The sequence below is a fragment of the Candidatus Oleimmundimicrobium sp. genome (assembly GCF_030651595.1).
Classification (GTDB): domain Bacteria; phylum Actinomycetota; class Aquicultoria; order UBA3085; family Oleimmundimicrobiaceae; genus JAUSCH01.
The window spans coordinates 1-19888 of record NZ_JAUSCH010000085.1 but is presented as its reverse complement, the minus strand read 5'-3'; the positions used below and the strand labels follow the sequence as shown (position 1 = coordinate 19888).

Annotated in this window: 19 protein-coding genes and 2 tRNA genes; 17 read left to right on the top strand and 4 right to left on the bottom strand. The window is 39.5% G+C overall.

Annotated elements, in window-relative coordinates:
• Positions 1-199: 199 nt before the first annotated feature.
• The 15 genes from eno (at position 200) to Q7U95_RS05220 (ending at position 13944) form a co-directional block, all read left to right on the top strand.
• Entirely contained in the window at positions 200-1489 is a 1290-nt protein-coding gene (gene eno, locus Q7U95_RS05290) for a phosphopyruvate hydratase (RefSeq protein ID WP_308752500.1), read from the top strand.
• Positions 1490-1516: 27 nt separating this feature from the next.
• Positions 1517-2929: a pyruvate kinase gene (gene pyk / locus Q7U95_RS05285; RefSeq protein WP_308752498.1), complete on the top strand. Its 1413-nt coding sequence runs from the start codon at positions 1517-1519 to the stop codon at positions 2927-2929.
• Between the two features lie 12 nt (positions 2930-2941).
• Positions 2942-3409, top strand: a complete 468-nt coding sequence (locus Q7U95_RS05280) for a septum formation initiator family protein (protein ID WP_308752496.1) — start codon at positions 2942-2944, stop codon at positions 3407-3409.
• Positions 3410-3457: 48 nt separating this feature from the next.
• The gene (locus tag Q7U95_RS05275) at positions 3458-3973 is read left to right on the top strand and encodes a DUF501 domain-containing protein (RefSeq protein ID WP_308752494.1); all 516 of its coding nucleotides are present in this window, start codon (positions 3458-3460) and stop codon (positions 3971-3973) included.
• A complete protein-coding gene (locus tag Q7U95_RS05270) occupies positions 3933-4868 on the top strand; it encodes a Ppx/GppA phosphatase family protein (protein ID WP_308752493.1) in 936 nt (311 codons plus the stop codon). The genes Q7U95_RS05275 and Q7U95_RS05270 overlap by 41 nt, the downstream gene beginning before the upstream one ends.
• 105 nt (positions 4869-4973) lie before the next feature.
• Positions 4974-5061, top strand: a tRNA-Leu gene (locus tag Q7U95_RS05265).
• Positions 5062-5245: 184 nt separating this feature from the next.
• A complete protein-coding gene (locus Q7U95_RS05260; protein WP_308752492.1) occupies positions 5246-5554 on the top strand; it encodes a hypothetical protein in 309 nt (102 codons plus the stop codon).
• 2 nt (positions 5555-5556) lie between these two features.
• Entirely contained in the window at positions 5557-7584 is a 2028-nt protein-coding gene (locus Q7U95_RS05255; RefSeq protein ID WP_308752491.1) for a V-type ATP synthase subunit I, read from the top strand.
• A gap of 28 nt (positions 7585-7612) precedes the next feature.
• Positions 7613-8107 carry a V-type ATP synthase subunit K gene (locus tag Q7U95_RS05250; RefSeq protein ID WP_308752489.1) on the top strand — a complete coding sequence of 165 codons (495 nt, stop codon included), beginning with the start codon at positions 7613-7615 and terminating at the stop codon, positions 8105-8107.
• A gap of 27 nt (positions 8108-8134) precedes the next feature.
• Complete coding sequence (locus tag Q7U95_RS05245; RefSeq protein ID WP_308752487.1) at positions 8135-8740, top strand: V-type ATP synthase subunit E family protein; 606 nt, start codon at positions 8135-8137, stop codon at positions 8738-8740.
• Positions 8741-8749: 9 nt separating this feature from the next.
• Entirely contained in the window at positions 8750-9760 is a 1011-nt protein-coding gene (locus Q7U95_RS05240; RefSeq protein WP_308752486.1) for a V-type ATP synthase subunit C, read from the top strand.
• The gene (locus Q7U95_RS05235; protein WP_308752484.1) at positions 9753-10079 is read left to right on the top strand and encodes a V-type ATP synthase subunit F; all 327 of its coding nucleotides are present in this window, start codon (positions 9753-9755) and stop codon (positions 10077-10079) included. Before Q7U95_RS05240 ends, Q7U95_RS05235 begins: the two co-directional genes overlap by 8 nt.
• Positions 10079-11839: a V-type ATP synthase subunit A gene (locus Q7U95_RS05230; RefSeq protein ID WP_308752482.1), complete on the top strand. Its 1761-nt coding sequence runs from the start codon at positions 10079-10081 to the stop codon at positions 11837-11839. The genes Q7U95_RS05235 and Q7U95_RS05230 overlap by 1 nt, the downstream gene beginning before the upstream one ends.
• A gap of 1 nt (position 11840) precedes the next feature.
• Positions 11841-13256, top strand: a complete 1416-nt coding sequence (locus tag Q7U95_RS05225; RefSeq protein ID WP_308752480.1) for a V-type ATP synthase subunit B — start codon at positions 11841-11843, stop codon at positions 13254-13256.
• Between the two features lie 58 nt (positions 13257-13314).
• Complete coding sequence (locus Q7U95_RS05220; RefSeq protein WP_308752478.1) at positions 13315-13944, top strand: V-type ATP synthase subunit D; 630 nt, start codon at positions 13315-13317, stop codon at positions 13942-13944.
• A 141-nt stretch (positions 13945-14085) separates the two neighbouring features.
• Here the strand turns inward: Q7U95_RS05220 and Q7U95_RS05215 are convergent, their stop codons facing one another.
• The 4 genes from Q7U95_RS05215 to Q7U95_RS05200 all read right to left on the bottom strand — a co-directional run bounded on the left by Q7U95_RS05215 (position 14086) and on the right by Q7U95_RS05200 (position 18299).
• Positions 14086-15423 (bottom strand): TldD/PmbA family protein, encoded by a 1338-nt coding sequence (locus tag Q7U95_RS05215; protein WP_308752476.1) that lies wholly within the window; start codon positions 15421-15423, stop codon positions 14086-14088.
• Positions 15420-16862 carry a TldD/PmbA family protein gene (locus Q7U95_RS05210; protein WP_308752474.1) on the bottom strand — a complete coding sequence of 481 codons (1443 nt, stop codon included), beginning with the start codon at positions 16860-16862 and terminating at the stop codon, positions 15420-15422. The genes Q7U95_RS05215 and Q7U95_RS05210 overlap by 4 nt, the downstream gene beginning before the upstream one ends.
• Before the next feature lie 93 nt (positions 16863-16955).
• Entirely contained in the window at positions 16956-18008 is a 1053-nt protein-coding gene (locus Q7U95_RS05205; RefSeq protein ID WP_308752472.1) for an NlpC/P60 family protein, read from the bottom strand.
• Positions 18009-18077: 69 nt separating this feature from the next.
• Positions 18078-18299 (bottom strand): hypothetical protein, encoded by a 222-nt coding sequence (locus Q7U95_RS05200; protein ID WP_308752470.1) that lies wholly within the window; start codon positions 18297-18299, stop codon positions 18078-18080.
• Positions 18300-18351: 52 nt separating this feature from the next.
• Between Q7U95_RS05200 and Q7U95_RS05195 the strand changes: the two genes are divergently transcribed.
• Together Q7U95_RS05195 and Q7U95_RS05190 are read left to right on the top strand one after the other, a co-directional pair.
• Positions 18352-18428: transfer RNA gene (locus Q7U95_RS05195), tRNA-Met, on the top strand.
• Positions 18429-18884: 456 nt separating this feature from the next.
• Positions 18885-19553, top strand: coding sequence for an alpha/beta hydrolase (locus tag Q7U95_RS05190; RefSeq protein ID WP_308752468.1), 669 nt, complete (start codon positions 18885-18887; stop codon positions 19551-19553).
• The last annotated feature ends 335 nt before the right edge of the window (positions 19554-19888 follow it).

Below are 19888 nucleotides of genomic sequence, written 5' to 3'. Positions count from 1 at the left end.
AAAGTTAGAAATGAAAAGTGGAGAGCGAAAAATGAAAAATGACCTGTCTGCCGATAGGCACAATAGGCATGGTAATGAAAAACTAAAAATGTTTTAAAGCTTTTCGTTTTAAATTTTTTTATATAGTTTTTCATTTTTATATTTTAATTCTTCACTTTAACTTACTTTTGATTCAACTAATGATTAAAAAGGAGGTTTTATGACAATAATTAAGGAGGTTTTTGCCAGGGAGATTTTAGATTCCAGAGGAAATCCGACGGTTGAAGTTGAGGTCTTTCTTGCTGGAGGAGGTTGGGGTAGAGCGTCTGTCCCTTCCGGCGCTTCTACGGGAGCTTTCGAGGCGGTTGAGTTACGTGACGAGGACAAGAGTCGCTATCTGGGCAAAGGAGTGCTTAAGGCAGTAAAAAACGTTAATGATGTGATTGCCCCTAAAGTTATCGGGATGGATGCACTTGACCAAAGGAAACTGGATACAACGTTAATAAATTTAGATGGTACTGAAAACAAAAGTACCCTCGGAGCTAACGCTATTCTTGCTGTGTCTTTAGCCGTTGCAAAAGCGGTAGCCGATGCACTTAACGTTTCTCTTTATAAATATCTTGGGGGGGATAAAGCACATGTTTTACCGATTCCGATGATGAATATATTGAACGGCGGGAAACATGCCGATAATAATGTTGATATTCAAGAATTTATGGTTATGCCCGTTGGTGCTTCTTCTTTTCAAGAGGCACTTAGGATAGGAACTGAAGTTTTTCATAATTTAAAGAAGGTTTTACATGGAAGAGGTTTAAATACGGCTGTTGGCGATGAAGGAGGGTTCGCCCCGGACTTAAACTCCAACGAGGAAGCTCTAAAGGTGATTATAGAAGCTATTGAGAAAGCGGGATATGAGCCCGGAAAAGATGCTTATATCGCGCTTGATCCGGCGGCAACAGAGTTTTATGAGGATGGAAAATATGTTCTAACCAGTGAAGGGAAGAAATTATCTCCCGACGAGATGGTCGATTTTTATGCAAATTGGGTGGAAAATTATCCGATTATATCTATAGAGGATGGTATGGCGGAAGAAGATTGGGATGGTTGGAAAAAGATAACCGAAAAACTTGGCAAGAAAATTCAATTGGTTGGAGATGATGTTTTTGTTACTAATGCCAGCAGATTTACTAAAGGTGTTGAAATCGGGGTAGCAAACTCAATTTTGATTAAGTTAAATCAAATTGGCACTTTAACTGAAACTCTTGATGTAATTGAAATGGCTAAAAAAGCTGGTTATACAGTGGTAATTTCTCATAGGTCCGGCGAGACGGAGGATACCACCATTGCAGATATGGCGGTGGCCACAAATGCCGGTCAAATAAAGACGGGTGCTCCATCGAGAACGGACCGGGTGTGTAAGTACAACCAGCTTTTAAGGATAGAGTCGGAATTAGGCTCGGTAGCCAGGTATCTCGGAAAGAATGCTTTTTATAATTTAAGCGGCCAGTAAAATTTTGCTCCAATAAAGGAGAAACGCATGCGCCGTACCAAGATTGTTTGCACAATAGGCCCGGCAAGCGAAGATGTTAAAACTTTAAAAGAACTGATTAGCGCGGGAATGAATGTTGCTAGACTTAATCTTTCTCATGGTAGTCATAAAGAACATGCAAGAAATATTTCTATCATAAGGAAAATATCAAATGATTTAGGCATTCCTATTGGAATAATATTGGACCTCTCAGGCCCCAAATTAAGAGTCGGTGAAATTAGTGGAGATAGTGTGAATCTTGAGCCGGGTCATGATTTTACTTTGACGACTTTGCCTATGCGGGGAGATAAGTTTAAAGTTTTTGTAAATTTCTCAGAGCTTCCCAATGATGTATCCCCGGGAGATACCATTTTTCTTAACGATGGCCTCATTGAATTGAAAGTCAAATTTATAAAAGAAAATGAAGTTGTAACTAAAGTGATTGGGGGCGGCAAGCTCTCATCTCATAATGGCATCAACTTACCCAATATTTCTATAAGCATAGACTCCATCACAGAAAAGGATGTTGAGGATTTAAGCTTTGGTCTTAAACATGAAGTTGACTGGGTTGCAATGTCTTTTGTCAGGTCTTCAGATGATATTAAAAAATTGAGATTGTTGATGCATGATTTTGGGAAAGAAGTACCTATAATTGCTAAAATAGAAAAACATGAAGCGGCGAGAAGAATCAATGAGATTATTGATGTTGCCGATGGCATCATGGTGGCGCGCGGAGACCTTGGCGTGGAGATGTTTCCAGAGGAAGTGCCCATCATCCAAAAAAAGATTATTGCCAAAGCAATAAAAAAGAATAAGCCGGTTATTATCGCGACACAGATGCTGAATTCTATGATTGAGAATCAGCGCCCAACCAGAGCGGAAGTAAGCGATGTGGCCAATGCCATATTCGACGAAACAGACGCGGTGATGCTTTCAGGGGAAACAGCTATTGGGAATTATCCTGTTAAATCAGTTAAGATGATGACGAGAATCATTGAAAAAACAGAATCTTACATAGATTATGTTGATGAACTTGGAAATAAAAGGAAGTGGGCTCAAAAGAATGTTACCGATGCTATCAGTTTTGCGGCATGTGAATTGGCAAGCGCGTTGAAAGCAAAAGTTATAGTAACTTCAACGCAATCAGGGAATACCGCCAGAAGGGTGTCAAAATACAGATCCGCGGAGCAGATAGTGGCAGTAACGCCTGAGGATAGAACCGTAAAACAACTGACGTTATCATGGGGGGTAGCGCCTCTGCATATAACACCAGGTCGCAATACTGACGAAATGATTGAGAAGGCCGTGAATAAAGTAGTTAAAGCAGGATTTGTTAAAAAGGGCGATGACATTATTATTACTGCCGGGGTTATTGTAAATATTCCGGGGACTACCAACTTAATAAAAGTTCATAAAGTTTAAAGAGGAAGTAATATGAGACCTCAAGTCTGCAAGGCAAAATCTTGGACTAAGTCCAAAAATAAAAAAAAGAGAGAGTTGAGAAGGAAGAAGAGAAAAAGTTTTAAGATGAATTCTCAGCTCCTTTTATATTGCGTTTTGTTGATTGTTATAGGTTTTTGGGTATCCCAACCAATTATTCAAGGGGTTGTAGAGAAGAGGAAAATTTCTGCGTTACAAGAAGATATATTCAAAATACAAAAGGAAAATGAAACTTTAGAAAAAGAAATATCGGCCTTAAATACTGATGATAATGTGGAAATGGTTGCGAGGGGGGAACTTGGTCTAATAAAACCAGGGGAAGAATCTTATATAGTGGTTCCCGAAGACGAGGGAGAGGAAGAAACATCTCAGGCATTGGACGAAAGTTACGAGGAGGAAAATTCAGAGGAGCCGATTTGGCGACAAATTTTAGAATTCATTACGAATTTTTTTAATGGGTAACCAAAACATGATTGCAGGTGCTTCTTTCACTTTTTTAATTGTGAACATATGAAGGTTAGCAGAGAAGATATTAAGCTAATTGAAGAACAGATTGGGCGGAAACCTCGTAGCGTATTGAAGGTATTAAGGCGTTGCAAAAAAGGATATCCTCAGGTTATTTTGACCTCCCCCGTTTTAGAGGATGGTACTCCTTTTCCCACAATCTTCTGGTTGACGTGCCCGTTTTTGGTTAAGGAAGTTTCTAATTTAGAAGGAAAAGGCTGGATAAAATATCTTCAAATGCGATTTAACGAGGATGATTCTTTAAAATTGGAGTTAAAGAAGGCACATGATAATTACCGCCGGGAGCGAGCATTTTTAATAGGTTTTCGAGAGGCTGAGTGTGACGGTATAGGCATTGGTGGGGTTTCTAATTCAAGCTGGTTGAAGTGCTTGCATGCTCACTACGCTCATTACCTTGCAACCGGGTGCAATCCTGTCGGGGAATTGGTCGATAAACATATTGGTGAAATTGGTGAGTGTAATGAATGTGAAAAATGGACCGGTAAAATTAGCATCAATTGATATTGGAACAAATTCCACTCGTCTGATGATTGCTGAAAAAAAAAGGAATCATCTAAAAACTCTTTATCGCGGAGTCGAAATTACGAGGTTGGGTGCGGGAGTGAACGAGAAACGAGTTTTATCGAGTTCAGCTATTCAACGCACCCGTTTAACATTAAATAAATATAAAAGACTTATTGAAGATTATGGAGTAAATGAGACCAAAGTAGTTGCGACCAGTGCAATGAGAGACGCAAAAAACGCCTCTCTTTTTATTGATGAAGTAGAAAAAAAAGTTGGTTTTCAGGTGGAAGTTTTAACCGGTGAGAAAGAGGGCGAGCTGTCTTTTCTTGGAGCCACGTACGATTTGTGCCATGTTCACCAGCCAATTTTAGTTATTGATATAGGCGGAGGCAGTACTGAAATTATTTTTGGAAGGCCCGGTTTTGCTGAAAAATTTTTTAGTTTAGATATCGGTAGCGTGCGTTTGACGGAGATGTTTATCAAAAATGATCCGCCTCTTGAGTCTGAAATTTACTTAATTGAAGATTATATTAATTCTATTATAAAGGGATCTTTTAAAGAAATTGACAAAAGAGAAAATTTACTTTGCATAGGTCTAGCCGGAACAATAACTACATTGTCAGCTATTTCGCAGAAAATGAGGGTTTATAGTCCTAAAAAGATTCATGGTTCAAGACTTTCACTTTTAGAAATTGAACGTATTTTAAATTATCTTTTAAGCAAAAATCTTTCTGAGCGGAAACGTCTTGTTGGTCTGGAAAGTGAAAGGGCTGATATTATAATTGCGGGTACAGTCATCTTAAGAGAGATAATAAGAGCTCTTGGTTTAAAAACAGTTTTGATAAGTGAACACGATATTTTAGATGGTCTGATTCTTACAATGGATTGTTGATGCGGGTTGTTGGTCTTGATTTTCAATTTTTTTATTTTTCATTTCAAACTTTCTTATTGAATTAAGTAAGCTGCTTTGTTATATTAAACTCGTTTTACAGAAAGTGCCCGAGTGGCGGAACAGGCAGACGCAACGGACTTAAAATCCGTTGTCCCTTGTGGACGTGTCGGTTCGACTCCGACCTCGGGCACCAATTAGCTCTGGTATGTGATATTTTTCACTATTTTTATTAATCTGATTGATAAAAATAAAGGTAAATTTATTAAAAAGTAGAATTTAGTAAGAAGTTATACCGGTAAAAGTTATGTTAATATAATGATATTATAATTTAGCGTGAGTAAAGTTTTAGATTTTTCTAAAAAGAAAGGTGAATAAAGGTGCCTGAGAGATTAAGAGAAATTCGTGAAGCTGAAATTAAAGCTTTGAAGATTATCGAAGAAGCAAAACAGAAATCGGAAAAAATTATTGAAAAAGCCAAACAAGAGAGTCAGGGATTTTTTAAAAAAACCTTAGAGGAAGCAAAAATTGAAGCCAATGCTCTTAAGGAAAAGATGTTAAAAGAGAGCGAAAAAGAGGCAGAGAGGCTCAAAACTGAAGCTGAGAGGCAAAAATCTGGTATTTATGAGAAGGCAAAAGTTAATTTTGATACTTCAGTGAAAGTCGTGGTTGAAGAGTTGGTTGGTTAAAGATGGCTGTAATTAAAGTTAAGAAAGTCTGTTTAATAGGCCATGACTCGCTCAGGGAAAAGCTGGTAGAGACTTTGCAGAAAAAAGGCGTACTTCATATTGCCAATCTACGGAAAGAATTGTCTGAAACCGAATTAGAAGATATTGTTAAGAAATTTAAACCTGACTCCACCGAAGTAGATTTAACGCTCTCTAAAGTCAATTTTATCCTAGAGTTTTTAAGTGGGTTTGAGAAGAAGAAAGGTGGTTTTCTCTCGAATTTTACCGGCGAGAAGGTTGAAGTGAAATTTTCCGAGTTTGAATGTATTCGGGATAAAATTAATTCAGAAGGAGTTTATGAAGAGTGTGAAAATCTTGGTAACCTGATAAGCGCCATAGATACGAAATTAAGCAAGTTGAAAACTGCTCGTGAAGAGCTGAGGCCGTGGCTGGCTCTCGATATAAAATTTGAAGATATCGGTGAAACTAAGAAGACAATTTTATCGATTGGTCAAGTTTCTATGGCAAATTTCGACAAGTTAAAGAGAGAACTGCAAGAGGTTGCCCTCGAATCATCCCTAAATTTAATAAATAAAGATTCTCAATTTGCATATATCCTCATTATTTTTTTGAAAGATATTTCCAATGATGTTTATCAAACTTTAAGCAAGTACGGATTTCAGCCAAGTTCATTTGAAAATTTTAGCAATTTGTCCAAAAAAGAAATGGCTGAGATTGATAAACAGATTTGTCAACTTCAGAAAGAAAAAGAAGCCATTATAAAGAAAGCAAAGTCCATGGTTTCCTTGAAGCCGGATACGATTATTCTTAAAAATTATCTGGAAAATGTGAAGAACAGAGTTAAAATCCAACTTAATTTTGCAAAAACTGAAAAGGTTTTTATGCTTGAAGGATGGGTTAAAGAAGGGGATTTAAAACGTTTCAAAGAAGAGACTTTGAAGCTATCTGACGAAATTGACTTAACTTTTACTGATCCAAAAGAAGAAGAAAATCCGCCGGTGATGTTGAAGAACAATAAATGGTTTGCGCCATTCGAAATTGTTACAAAGCTTTATGGGTACCCCAAATATTGGGAACTGGACCCAACAACCTACTTCGCCCCATTTTTTGTTGTCTTTTTCGGATTATGTATAGGAGATGTCGGCTATGGTTTGGTTTTAACTCTCTTGTGTCTGTTGCTCATAAAGAAGTTTTCGGCTAATGAAATGATGAAGAATTTTTCGTTGCTGCTTATTTATGGAGGGATAGCGTCTATGGTTGTAGGGGCCCTTACCGGTAGCTGGTTTACCATTGAAGTTGAATCTTTGCCTTTAGTTTTAAGAAGAATGATAATTTTAGAACCCTTGAAAGATCCCGTCAAATACCTGGTTTTCTGTTTTATTTTGGGGTTTACCCACCTACTTTACGGGGTGGTTCTTGAGATGTACGATAATATCAAAAATGGCCGGTTGGCCGAGGGTATTTTTAGAGAGGGTGGGAAACTTATATTTTTACCCGGGGTTGCTATTCTTGTTATAAAAATGCTGGTAGGAAGTGGCGAGTCTCCTGCCTTGTTGCTTACGGTGTTGCCCGTAGCGAAGTGGATGGCGGTTATTGGCACTGGTTTGATAGTTTGGTTTACTGAGCCGGGCGCAAAGAGTATTTTTGGCAGAATAGCCAACGGCGTGTACGGTCTTTACGGAATGACCTCATTTATTGGTGATACTATTTCATATTCACGTTTGATGGCCTTGGGTATGGCAACTTTTCTTATCGGTTGGGGTATTAATATCATCGGCGGTATTGCCAAAGACATGATTCCCTTCGTCGGGTTTATTGTCATGGCCATAATTCTTGTGGCAGGGCACCTTTTTAATTTAGTAATTAATTTGATAAGTGCGTTTGTCCATCCGGCAAGATTGCAATATGTTGAATTTTTTGGCAAATTTTTTGAAGGTGGGGGAAGACCATTTAAACCCTTTGCTATTGAGACGAAGGATTTAGCGTTTAAAAAGTCGGAGTTATCAAAAGATGCTTCGATTTGTGGATAATTCTGGATAGAAGGGAGGGAATAAACATATGAACGAAACTTTTCTATGGCTTAACGGATATCAGTGGACTGTTTTAGCAGCAAGTTTATCAGTAATATTTGGTGGTATCGGTTCCTGTATTGGTATAACATCTGCCGCTAAAATGTCGGCCGGGGTACTTGCTGAAGATCCTGATAAGTTTGGTGGGCTTTTGGTTTTATCTATTCTTCCGGGCACTCAAGGTATTTATGGTTTTATCACAGGTCTTTTAGTAGTTGTATTTTTTGGTCTTCTCGGAGGCGATGGCAAAATCATTGTTCTTGCTCAAGGTATGAGAATCTTTTTGGGTTGCTTGCCTGTAATGATTATGTGCCTGATATCAGGTATTTTTCAGGGCATGGTTTCAACAGCAGGGGTAAGCCTGGTTGCTAAAAGAGGAGAAGCAGCTGGCCAGGGCATGATTCTCTCGGCTCTAGTAGAGACATACGCTGTTTTGTCGTTGGTGGTCTCCTTGTTTTTAATTATGGCAGCCCAAAGTGGATAATAGTAAATCTTAGATAGGGTGTTTAAAATGGCGCTTGAAGACATAATTAACCGTATAATTAACGATGCAAAAAAAAATGCTGCTGATATTGAAAGTGAAGCGAGGGCTAAGGCCTATTCTATTATGGATGAAGTGAAAGCAAAAGCCAAGTCTGCAAAGGCAAACGCCCTCGCTGAAGCGAAAGATGAAGCAAAAAAGGAAGAAAAAAGAGTGGTTTCGCTTGCAAGATTGGAAGCGAGAAACACGGTGCTTTCTCAAAAGAGGGCTGTGATGGATGATGTTTTTAACGAAGCGCTTAAACAGCTCAAATCTCTTCCTGATGATAAATATTGTGACTTAATAAAGAAAATGATTCTTAGGGCTGTAACTGAAGGAGATGAAGAGCTAATTTTATCTTCTGTTGACAAAAAGAAGGTTGGGAATAATTTTATTAACGAGATAAACGTCGCTCTTAAAACTCAAGGGAAAAAAGGTGAACTTGTATTTTCCAAAGAAACAAGGGATATAGAGGGCGGCTTTATTCTCAAAAAAGGCAAGGTTGAATTCAACAACTCTTTCTCGGCTTTAATTGAAATGGTCCGAGAAAGTTTAGAACCAAAAATTGCCGGTATTTTATTTAAACCGAAGGAGTGAGTAGCAGATTTGTTGAACGCTTTAAGAGATCCGTTAAAGTATGGATTTGCTGTGGGAAGAATCAAAGTTCGCGAGACGAAGATGCTGGGGTCAAATCGCTTAGACAGATTGATTAACGCAGATGATTTTGCTGACCAAAAGCGAATTCTTGCCGAGACGGACTATGCTAACTTTTTTCAAGAGGCAAAAACTCCGGAGGATGTTGAAGAATCCTTAGATAATTATCTTGCGGTTCTTTATGAATTTTTAGAAGAAGTGTATCCCGATAAACAAATACTGTCTTATTTCCGGTCTCGTTACGATTTCCATAATTTGAAAGTTTTGCTTAAAGCAAAATATGAGGGGAAGCCCATTGAGCGAATATGGTCAAAACTTGGCATGTTAGAGATTGAGAAAATCAAAAAGGCAATTGAGGAAAGTGAACTCGAAGAAATTATTGAACCGTATAGATCCGCCTTATATGAAGCCATGGAAAGGTTTGAACAAGACAGGGATTTTCAACAAATTGATATAGTTTTAGATAAGGCCTTATACAGATACCTTTATGAGGTAGCAAGAAAACAAAAGAACAAGTTTTTTATAGGTTTTGTTCGAAGTTTAATTGATCTGGTAAACTTGAAAGTTTTTTTGAGAGCAAAAATCTTAAATAGAGAGCCAAAATTTATAGAAGATGCTTTTTTGAATAAAGGTTACTTGGAAAAGGAAAAATTAGTTTCAATCTACCATGATACTTTAAGTATTGTGGCGGATAAGTTAAAAGAAACGCCTTATGCTGCGATACTTCAAGAGAGTATGGTTGGGCAAGAGTTTAACCTGGACCTTTTTGATAAAAAAGTAGATGACTTTTTGATTCATTATATACAACCGGTCAAATATATTCCGGTCGGGTTGGAGCCATTAATAAGCTATATAATGGCTAAGGAAAATGAAGTTAAATCATTAAGGATTATTTTAATTGGGAAGCTTAGTGGGCTTTCCGCTCAAACTATTAAAGAGAGAGTTCGTGTACAATATGTCTAAAGTGGCGTTGATTGGCGATAAAACTTCAGTTTTAGGATTTCAAGCATTAGGTTTTGATGCTTATCCGGTTACTGAACCTCGGGAAGCTCGAAACATATGGTCTGAAGTAAAAGATAGCAATTACACTGTGATTATGGTAACTGAAGAGATTTATCGAGAGATTGAGGATTTGTTAATCGAATTTGCAGATAAATTCACCCCGGCTGTATTAATTATTCCTCCTGCCAAGGGTGGTCAAGGAGTAGGGTTCCAACGAATGAAAAAAATTGTTGAAAAAGCAGTAGGCATGGATATTTTAAGTGAAGAAGGGAAGGGCTAATGGAACAGGGCACAATAAGCAAAGTATCGGGCCCTTTAGTGGTCGCAGAGGGTCTGACAAATGCAAAGATGTATGATCTGGTTAGAGTAGGTAAAGAAAGATTAATGGGAGAAATTATCGAAATTAGAGGTAAAACGGCTGCTATCCAGGTGTACGAAGAGACCATTGGGCTTGGTCCCGGTGACCCCGTGTATGCGACAGGGGAAGCTCTCAGTATTGAGCTTGGGCCTGGTTTACTTGAGTCAATTTATGATGGGGTACAAAGGCCCTTGGATGTAATTAGAGATAAAGTTGGGGACTTTATCGCGCGTGGGGTTGAAGCTCCTGGTTTGGACAGGAAAAAGAAATGGGGCTTTAAACCAATTGCAAAAGTTGGAGATAAAGTTTCAGTGGGCGATATTTTGGGGACAGTGCAGGAAACTACGATTATTGAGCACAAGATAATGGTTCCACTGGGTATCGAGGGTGAGTTGAAAGAAATTTACTCTGGTGAATTTACGGTTGAAGAACCAATTGCTATTTTAGAGAAAGACGGCAAAAAACACGAAGTAACCATGCTTCAAAAGTGGCCGGTTCGTCGTGGAAGGCCCTATAAAAATAAAATTCCACCCAACCTACCTCTTGTAACCGGTCAACGGGTTATAGATACATTTTTCCCGGTAGCAAAAGGTGGAACAGCTTGTGTCCCCGGGCCATTTGGCTCAGGAAAGACAGTAATTCAACATCAGATTGCTAAGTGGGCAAATGCTGAGATAATAATATTTATTGGTTGTGGTGAACGAGGAAACGAGATGACTGATGTTCTTATGGAGTTTCCTGAGCTTAAAGACCCTTATTCAGGTGAGCCATTAATGAAACGGACCGTGCTAATTGCGAATACTTCAAATATGCCTGTTGCCGCAAGAGAAGCTTCGGTTTACACCGGGATAACCATCGGAGAGTACTATAGAGATATGGGTTATAGTGTGGCCCTTCAAGCAGATTCAACTTCTCGTTGGGCCGAGGCCTTGAGAGAGATTTCCGGAAGATTAGAGGAGATGCCTGGGGAGGAAGGATATCCCGCATACCTTGGTTCACGTGTGGCATCTTTTTATGAAAGAGCGGGCAAAACTATTTGTCTTGGTAAAGATGGAAAAGAAGGCAGCCTGACCGTCGTTGGAGCAGTTTCCCCTCCCGGAGGAGATTTATCCGAACCGGTTACTCAAAATACTCTAAGGGTTGTAAAGGTATTTTGGGGACTTGAAGATCAATTGGCCTATCAAAGGCACTTTCCGGCCATTAATTGGCTCCAGAGCTATTCTCTTTATATGAACGAGGCGGAGGAGTATTGGACCAATGAAATTGACCCTGAGTTCAAGAAATTAAGGGCGGATGCGATGGTTATCCTACAGCGTGAATCTGAGTTAAAGGAGATAGTAAGACTCGTCGGTATCGAGGCACTTTCAATAAATGAGAGAATGTTGATGGAGACCGCGCGCTCGATTAGAGAAGATTTCTTGCAACAGAACGCTTTTCATGAGGTTGATACATTCTCATCATTGAAAAAGCAATTTTTGATGCTCAAGGCAATAATGCACTTTCATGAAACATCTTTGGAAGCTATTGGGAAGGGTGTCAATATTAAAGATATCTTAGAAGACCCTATACGAAAAAGAATATCTAGGGCTAAATTTTTCAAGGAAGAAGAGCTGGGAAAATTGGAAGATTTACTGAAAGATATATCATCTCAATTTAAAGCTTCTAGAACGGGAGGCGAATAATATGCCCAAAGAGTATATGACGATACGAGATGTTGTTGGGCCACTTTTGCTTGTTGAAAAAGTAACTGATGTAAAATACGGTGAGCTTGTTGAGTTACAATTTCCGGATGGCTCCATGGGTCGCGGCAATGTTTTAGAAATAACCAAAGATACTGCACTTATTCAGTCGTTTGAGGGAACCAGGGGGATTAACACAACACAGACTCGGGTAAGGTTTGTTGGAAGAGGCATGGAGGTTGGAGTTTCGAGGGATATTTTAGGCAGGGTTTTTGACGGACTCGGCCATACAATTGATGAAGGGCCTGACATTATTCCGGATAAACGTCTTAGCATCTACGGTGACCCGATGAATCCATACGCAAGAGATTATCCGGAAGATTTTATTCAGACAGGCATCTCGGCCATTGACGGGCTTAATCCGTTAGTTAGGGGCCAGAAGCTACCCATATTTTCAGGAGCAGGTCTTCCCCATCCCAGGCTGGCTGCACAGATAGCAAGGCAAAGTCAGGTTTTGGGTGCAAAAGAAGAGTTTGCGGTGGTCTTTTGTGCCATGGGTATAACTTTTGAAGAGGCCGATTATTTTGTAAGGGAATTCAAGAGGACAGCTGCAATTGAAAAAGCCGTCATATTCACCAACCTTGCGGATGATCCCGCTGTTGAGCGAATTGCAGCCCCAAGAGTTGCCCTTACAGCTGCTGAGTATCTGGCTTACGATTTAGGCATGCATGTTTTGGTAATTCTTACCGATATGACCTACTACTGTGAAGCCCTACGTGAAGTCTCCGCGGCGAGAAAAGAGGTTCCCGGAAGAAGAGGTTACCCCGGTTATTTGTACACAGACCTTGCTACCATATACGAAAGAGCCGGAAAAATTAAGGGTAAAAAAGGGTCGATTACTCAAATACCTATTTTGTCTATGCCGGAGGATGATAAAACTCATCCCATTCCCGATCTTACCGGGTATATTACTGAAGGGCAGATTATTTTAAGTCGTGATTTACATCGTAAAGGAATATATCCGCCAATTGATGTTTTACCTTCTCTTTCAAGGCTCAAAGAAAAAGGAATAGGTGCGGGCAAGACCAGGGAAGACCATTCTGGTGTTTCTAACCAGCTTTTTGCCGCATATGCTCGAGGGAAAGAGGCAAAGGAACTTGCTGTTATTCTTGGTGAGGCGGCATTATCGGATATTGACAAAAAGTTTGCCAAGTTTTCCGAGCAATTTGAGGGCCGTTTTATAAAACAGGAAGATTCTGAAAACAGAAGCATAGAGCAAACTCTTGATCTTGGTTGGGAGCTACTCTCCTGCTTGCCGCGCGCGGAGCTTAAGAGGGTAAGCGAAGAGCATATAGAAAAATATATGTCTAAATTTATAAAAGAGGAAGAGAAAAAAGAGTTAGAAGAAGCAAAGGGTTAAAGTAACGCTTTGAGATGTTAGAAAATTTTAATTTATATATCTGGGGATGATTTAAAAAGTGGCTATTTTAAAGATTAATCCAAACAGAATGGAGTTATTGAAACTCCGAAAGCGTCGGGATGTTGCTCAAAGAGGGCACAAGCTACTTAAAGATAAGCTGGATGAGTTGATGAAACAGTTTTTGGAACAGGTGCGAAAAAATCAGAAACTTCGTAAAGAAATTGAAGAGAAACTCGCGAAAGCTTATCAAATTTTTGCTGTTGCGCGGTCAGAATCCTCAGCTAAAGTTATTGAGGAAGCGCTTTTCTGTCCACGAATGGTTACAAGTGTTAGAATTTCGGAAAAAAGGTTGATGGGAGTAAGGGTCCCTGAGTTTGAAATTGAGCAAGAAGGGGTCTTTGATTGTTATGGATTGCTAACTACACCCGCGGTCCTCGATAGAGCGCTCTTTTTGTTAAATGGAACTACACCTCTTTTAATAAAGCTGTCGGAAGCCGAAAAGGCAGTAGAACTCCTTGCGATTGAAATAGAAAAAACTCGTCGTCGGGTAAATGCTTTGGAACATGTTTTAATCCCTCAACTAAATGAAACCGTAAAGTACATAAATATGAAACTTGATGAGGCGGAAAGAGAGAATAGAACCAGGTTGATGAAGATAAAAGAGATGGTTTCCGGAGGTTCGGTTTAGCTTAATCCTCTCACTACTAACATTATTTTTTTAAAAAAATCTCTAAAGAAAATCTGTGAAATCCCGATATATTTAGTAGCCCTTAAATGGGTAGCTGGCTCTTTCATTGGTGCCCCTCTAGTGAAGGAGCTAGTTTTATTATTAGAATTCAGTTACGCCGGTGAAGTTAAATTTTGAAATTTTTAAAGTTGGAGCTCGGCAGAAGCCGAGAAATGCTTGCTTTAGCTCTGTCTCTTTTGAAATCATCTCCACGTTTGACAAGGCCTTGAGTATGTTTTGGGTAAACCGTAAATTCTTTATTCCGCAGGATATCTCCCCGTTTTCTATTAGGAAGGTTCCGTCTCTGGTCATTCCCGTAAGCATTGTTTTAAGCGGGTCTTCCATGTTTGTGTAGTGAAACCGCGTTACCAGTATGCCTTTTTTGGTGGAGGCAATCATTTCATCTACGGAGTAATCCCCATTTTTAAGGAAAAGGTTGGAAGGTTGGGGGCCGTAAATGTTGGGGGCAGGTAAGGCATGGCCGGTTGATTCTTTGTCTTCCTTATGAGCGGTGTAGGAATCGTAAACAACGTTTTTTGCCACGCCGTTTTCAATTAACATTACCTTTTGTTTTGGTGTTCCCTCGAAATCAAAGGGCATTCTCAGGGTATTGGGGCTTGTTCCGTCATCCCAGATGGTTATGTTTTCTCCGGTAATTTTCCCCCCGAGCTTTCCACTTATAAAACTGCGTCCCTCTTGATAAGCGAGTGCTCCGAGACCGCAGAAGGCCAAATATGTGAGCATATCGGCGACAGCGGCTGGTTCCAGGATTACCGTGTATGAACCGGGATTTATTGCAATGGGGTCTATGCTCCTTAGAGCTTTTTCTGAAGCTATGTCTGCCAGTTTGTGAAAATCGATTTTTCTTACTTCTTTTGCGTAAGAATCAACGTAACCTGAGCTGTTAGAGGACATAAATACGGTGTTTATATCTGCTTCGGTAAGAGAGGTTATCTCGAATACTCCCAATGAGTTGGCTATTCCGATGGTAATCTCACCCGTGCTTAATGCGCCTGCCGCGTTCAATTCTTTTTGATTTGCCTTGGAGATTAAAACAGAAACATCTTTAGCTCTATCTATCGGTTGATATTCGGCTGTATTTTTAGAGAAAAGCTCCATTTTTTTGCATTTTTTCTTCTTGGGAAGGGATTTAAAATCCGGGTCCGGTGAAACATTGCCGGCTATTTTGAGAGCTTTCTCAAGCACCTCTTTTATCGATTTCTTGCCTAAGATATTGGTTGAAGCGGTGCCGGTTCTCTTATTTTTTATGACCCTTATGGAAAGTTTTGCGTTTTTTTCGGCCACGTTTTGGTGTATTTGATTGTTTGCGAACCTGGTCAGAGCCGAATTTTGTGAAATTAAAAGCGCCTCGGTCTGGTCGGCGGGCGACATCTCCAAAATTTCTTTGAGGATTTTTCCCATTTTCTTTTCGCTTATCATTTTCCCACTCCAACCTGAATATTTCTAAACCTGGCGGGAGAAGCACCGTGTCCTGTCTGTATAACCTGCATAGGTTCACCTTTGCCGCAGTTGGGGGTGCCCCAGACTATCCAGGAATCCTTATTTGCGATGCCATTGCATGAATTCCAAAATTTAGGAGTTATGCCGGTGTAGTTGGGGTTTTTGAGCATTTTTTCCATTTTTCCATTTTTTATTTCCCAACCAATTTCTGTTCCAAATTGAAAATTTAATCTTTTATCGTCAATGCTCCAGCTTTTGTTGGTTTCAAGGTAAATACCATCTTTGGTGTCCGCTATTAGTTCGTCAAATGATGGCTTGCCGGGAAGCAAATTTACATTTGTCATGCGAATAAGCGGGATTCTGTTCCAGCCATCGGCTCGCATGGCTCCATTGGGAAGCTGCCCCGTTTTTGCGGCAGTTTCTCTGGAATTTATATAACCAACGAAAAGTCCATTTTTTACGATGTCGGTTTTTTGGGCCGGCACACCTTCATCATCATATCCAAAAGACCCCAGACCGGTGGGAATTGTGGCATCCGCGGTAATGTTAACTATCTCTGAGCCGATTTTTAGCTGATTTAACTTATCTAAGGTAAGAAAACTTGTACCCGCGAAACTTGCTTCCATTCCTAAAACTCTATCGAGTTCGACGGGATGGCCTATTGATTCGTGAACTTGCAGGGCAAGCTGAGAACCGTCTAAAATTATGGTTGTAATTTTAGAGGGACATTCCTTAGCTTTAAGCAGGCCGACCGCTTCACTTGCTACTCTTTCTGCGTTCTCTTTTAATTGGAGCCCACTAACGAGTTCATATCCTCCAGTGATAAATTGGCCGCCGTGAGAATTAGGATAGCTTCTTACTTGCATATCTCCTTCACTGATTGCTGTTGCTTCGATACCGGCACCGCTCATCATTATTTCTTGTTTAATCCATGCTCCTTCAGTACTAGCAAATATCTGATCTTTAAATATGAAATTCATGGAGGATTGAGATATCTTCACTTCTTTCTTTTTGCGCAGAATCTCTTCGGCTTCAAAGAGAATAGAAAGCTTATCTTCTAAGGGGACGGTAAAGGGATCTATCTTTATCGGTGTTTTATAGCTTCCACTTATTGGCTCGATAGAAGCTAAAATTACATCTTCGTTTTTAAGTGAAGCGCTTGCTCTGGCAATATCGCATGACAGAGAAGCTGTTTTTTGTACCTCTTTTTTACTGATATCAAAACTACTGGCAAACCCCCAAGCTCCGCTAACAAGGGTTCTAATTCCAAAACCGTAACTTTCTGAGTCTGATATCTCTTCCGCTTTGCCATTTTTAATTGAAATTGATTGAGTTTTAAATTTTATTACTCTTATATCCGCATAAGTAGCTCCATAAGATTTTGCGGCATTGAGTCCCAAATATATAAATTCCCTCATTTTTTCTCCATTTAAAAAAAGCGCGAAAGAACTTTATTAGATTACTAGAATTAGGGAGATATTGCAAAAATTCTTAAAGGATCTTTAAGAATTTTAAACTCCAATGTAGCGTCGTGCTCCGGCATAATCGTTTCTAGTGTTTAAAGGGGTGACTCTTACGACATCGCCGGTTCTTGGGGCATGGATGAAGTAGCCGTTTCCGATATAGATTCCCACGTGGTGCACGGGATTACCGAAGAAGACAACATCTCCTGATCTTAGGGCTTCAACTGAGACCGGTGTTCCACAGCTAAATTGGTATCCGCTGTAATGAAGGAGTTGAATCCCATGTTGGGCAAATACGTACTTAACTAAACCTGAACAGTCGAAGCCGTTAGGAGTTTCTCCTCCCCAAACGTAAGGAACTCCTAAGTAAAGAAGGGCTGTAGCTGCAATTGTTCCGGGTTTTACATTTATGTTTGCGTTTCCGAGATTACTTTTTATTTGTTCAATTAATCTTGCCTGCTCGCGAGCTTTTCTTTCGTTCTCTTCTTGCATTAACTTCTTAATTTCTTCATTCAGATTCTCAAGGCGATTGTTTCTTGCTGTTATCGTTCTTTCGATTTCTCTCTTTTTGGTTTCAATTTTTTCTTTGGTTTTAACTTGCTCGCTTTGAAGTTTTTCAAATTCTAATTCAAGAGTTTCAATGTTTTCCTTGCTTCGTTGAAGCTTATAAACTAAATCTGCGTCTTGTTCCCCGACTTTTTTTAAAAAATCTATCATTGTGAGCAGGTCGTTGAAGTCTTTTATATTTAAGAGAAATTCAAGAAATGTAATCTTACTCCCTTTATAGATGTTGGAGGCTCTTTGATTTAAGATTATTTTTTGTCCCTCAAGTTTATTTTCTGCATGGGCGAGGCGAATGCGGGTATCTCTTAATTTTTGCTGAGTCTCTTGGAGTTCTAATTGTGCGAGGTTATATTGCTCGATGATTATTTCGAGTTCTCTGTCGAGAGATTCCAGCTCTTCTTGCACCGCCTGCGTCTCTGCTTGTTTTTGGTTAATTTTTTCAACATAGGCAGGAGTAGCCAGGGCAGGTACTACCATTCCTGTTACCAATATGAATATAAGGTAAGTTACTATTAAAATACGTGTTTTTTTATTCATTTTTTTCACCTAAAAGTATTCTATTAACTTTATCGGCACATTTAAATAAAATATTTACTTTAAGCTCAGTTAATTTAGATAAACAAGAGAACATAGAAACATCATAAGTAAGACGGTTTTTTTGTCAAGAATTTGGTCGAAACAAACAAATACTCCTGATGTTTTTATGATGAGGGTGTTATCGATATTCCCAAGAAGTAAATTATAATTGCCGTAGGGCATGGAGCCAAGTTGTCTTAAGTGCTTGCAGGCATAATCGTTTTTGCAATCGTTTGTTAAGTGTGTTAACATACTCTCTGCTGAAAACGTAATCTAAAGGATTATTCTTGGATAATAGTATGATCGCGGGGTGGAGCAGTCCGGTAGCTCGTTGGGCTCATAACCCAAAGGTCAGAGGTTCAAATCCTCTCCCCGCTACCAATTAAGCAAAAAGCCCGAAAGGGCTTTTTTTATTTTAGAACAATTAAGCAATGGTGGTTTGTTAAAAAGCTCAACCTCGGTCTATTTTCTATTTCGTCTCTAATCTTTGTCGGCTATCAATTTCCTAAATAGTGTTAAGTCGCTATATTACTAAAAAATTAAAAAACCAACGCAGTTATTGTTGGTAGATAGAACATAGCAACGACCAAGGCAATCTCTAAAGCAAAAATTGACTTTTATCCACTTACAAAACACTTTCTCCTTGTCATTGCGAGGGACGTTAGTCCCAAAGCAATCTCGTATTTTATGATAACAGTATAGTTTTTAGTAAATGAACCGAATGGAATATATCCAATGGTTTTGAAGACCTTGAAGTACTATGAGAATTCTTGAAGTTGGCACAATGGAGGTTTATTCTTAAATTAAAGACGCGTTTCATAATTGAGGGGGACCATGATGGTAGAAAAAAGAGTTTCCGAAAATTACGAGAAGCTGGTAGAGATTCCAATAAATTCAGCTTCTCTTAACGGAATGTTGGTTTTACCTGAGGGAGCTAAGGGAATCGTGTTATTTGCTCATGGGAGTGGAAGTAGCCGATTAAGCCCAAGGAACAATTTTGTGGCAACGGTCTTGCAAAAAGCTGGTATTGGGACCCTCCTTTTTGACCTTCTTACTGAAGAGGAAGATACGGTTTATTCAACTCGTTTCGATATCAATCTTCTTACCGAGCGGCTCATATTGGCTACCAACTGGCTGAAAAATCAATCTAAAACCAAAGATTTGCAAATTGGTTACTTTGGGGCAAGTACGGGTGCGGCAGCCGCCCTGCAAGCGACGGCCGGGATGGGCTCCTTAATTTTTGCAATAGTTTCTCGCGGCGGGCGCCCCGATTTGGCGATGTCTTATCTTTCAAAAGTAGAGTTTCCCACTCTTCTCATTGTCGGGGGATTTGATGAATCTGTAATTGGGCTTAACCAACAAGCTTACGATGAGCTTACTTGTGAAAAGAAGCTTGTAATTGTTCCCGGAGCTACCCATCTTTTTGAGGAACCGGGGGCGCTTGAAGAAGTTGCGCGGCTCGCGGTCGAGTGGTTTGTTCGTCATCTGACGGTTAAAGTGGTGTAAAGATTAAGTTGAAAGAGAAGGGTGAGGGGGCACAGCTGAGCAGAAAATTGTAGCAAAGAGTTTCCTTGTTTTAAGTGTCTGCTCTTATTATTTGTGAGTTTACCTCTTACCTTATATATTGTAGGATTGGTTTCCGGGTAGTTGTATTGGTCGATGCTTGGTTTGTTTTTAGTTTCTACTGTCCTTATTGATAATATACGGGCGAATAAAGAGTTGAAGAAGGTGCGAAAGGATAAAGGAAATCATAATCCTTGAAGGTTTAACAAAAAGATTTAACGATCTTACAGCAGTAGATAACGTGAGTTTCACAGTTAGAGAAGGAGAGGTGTTTGGTT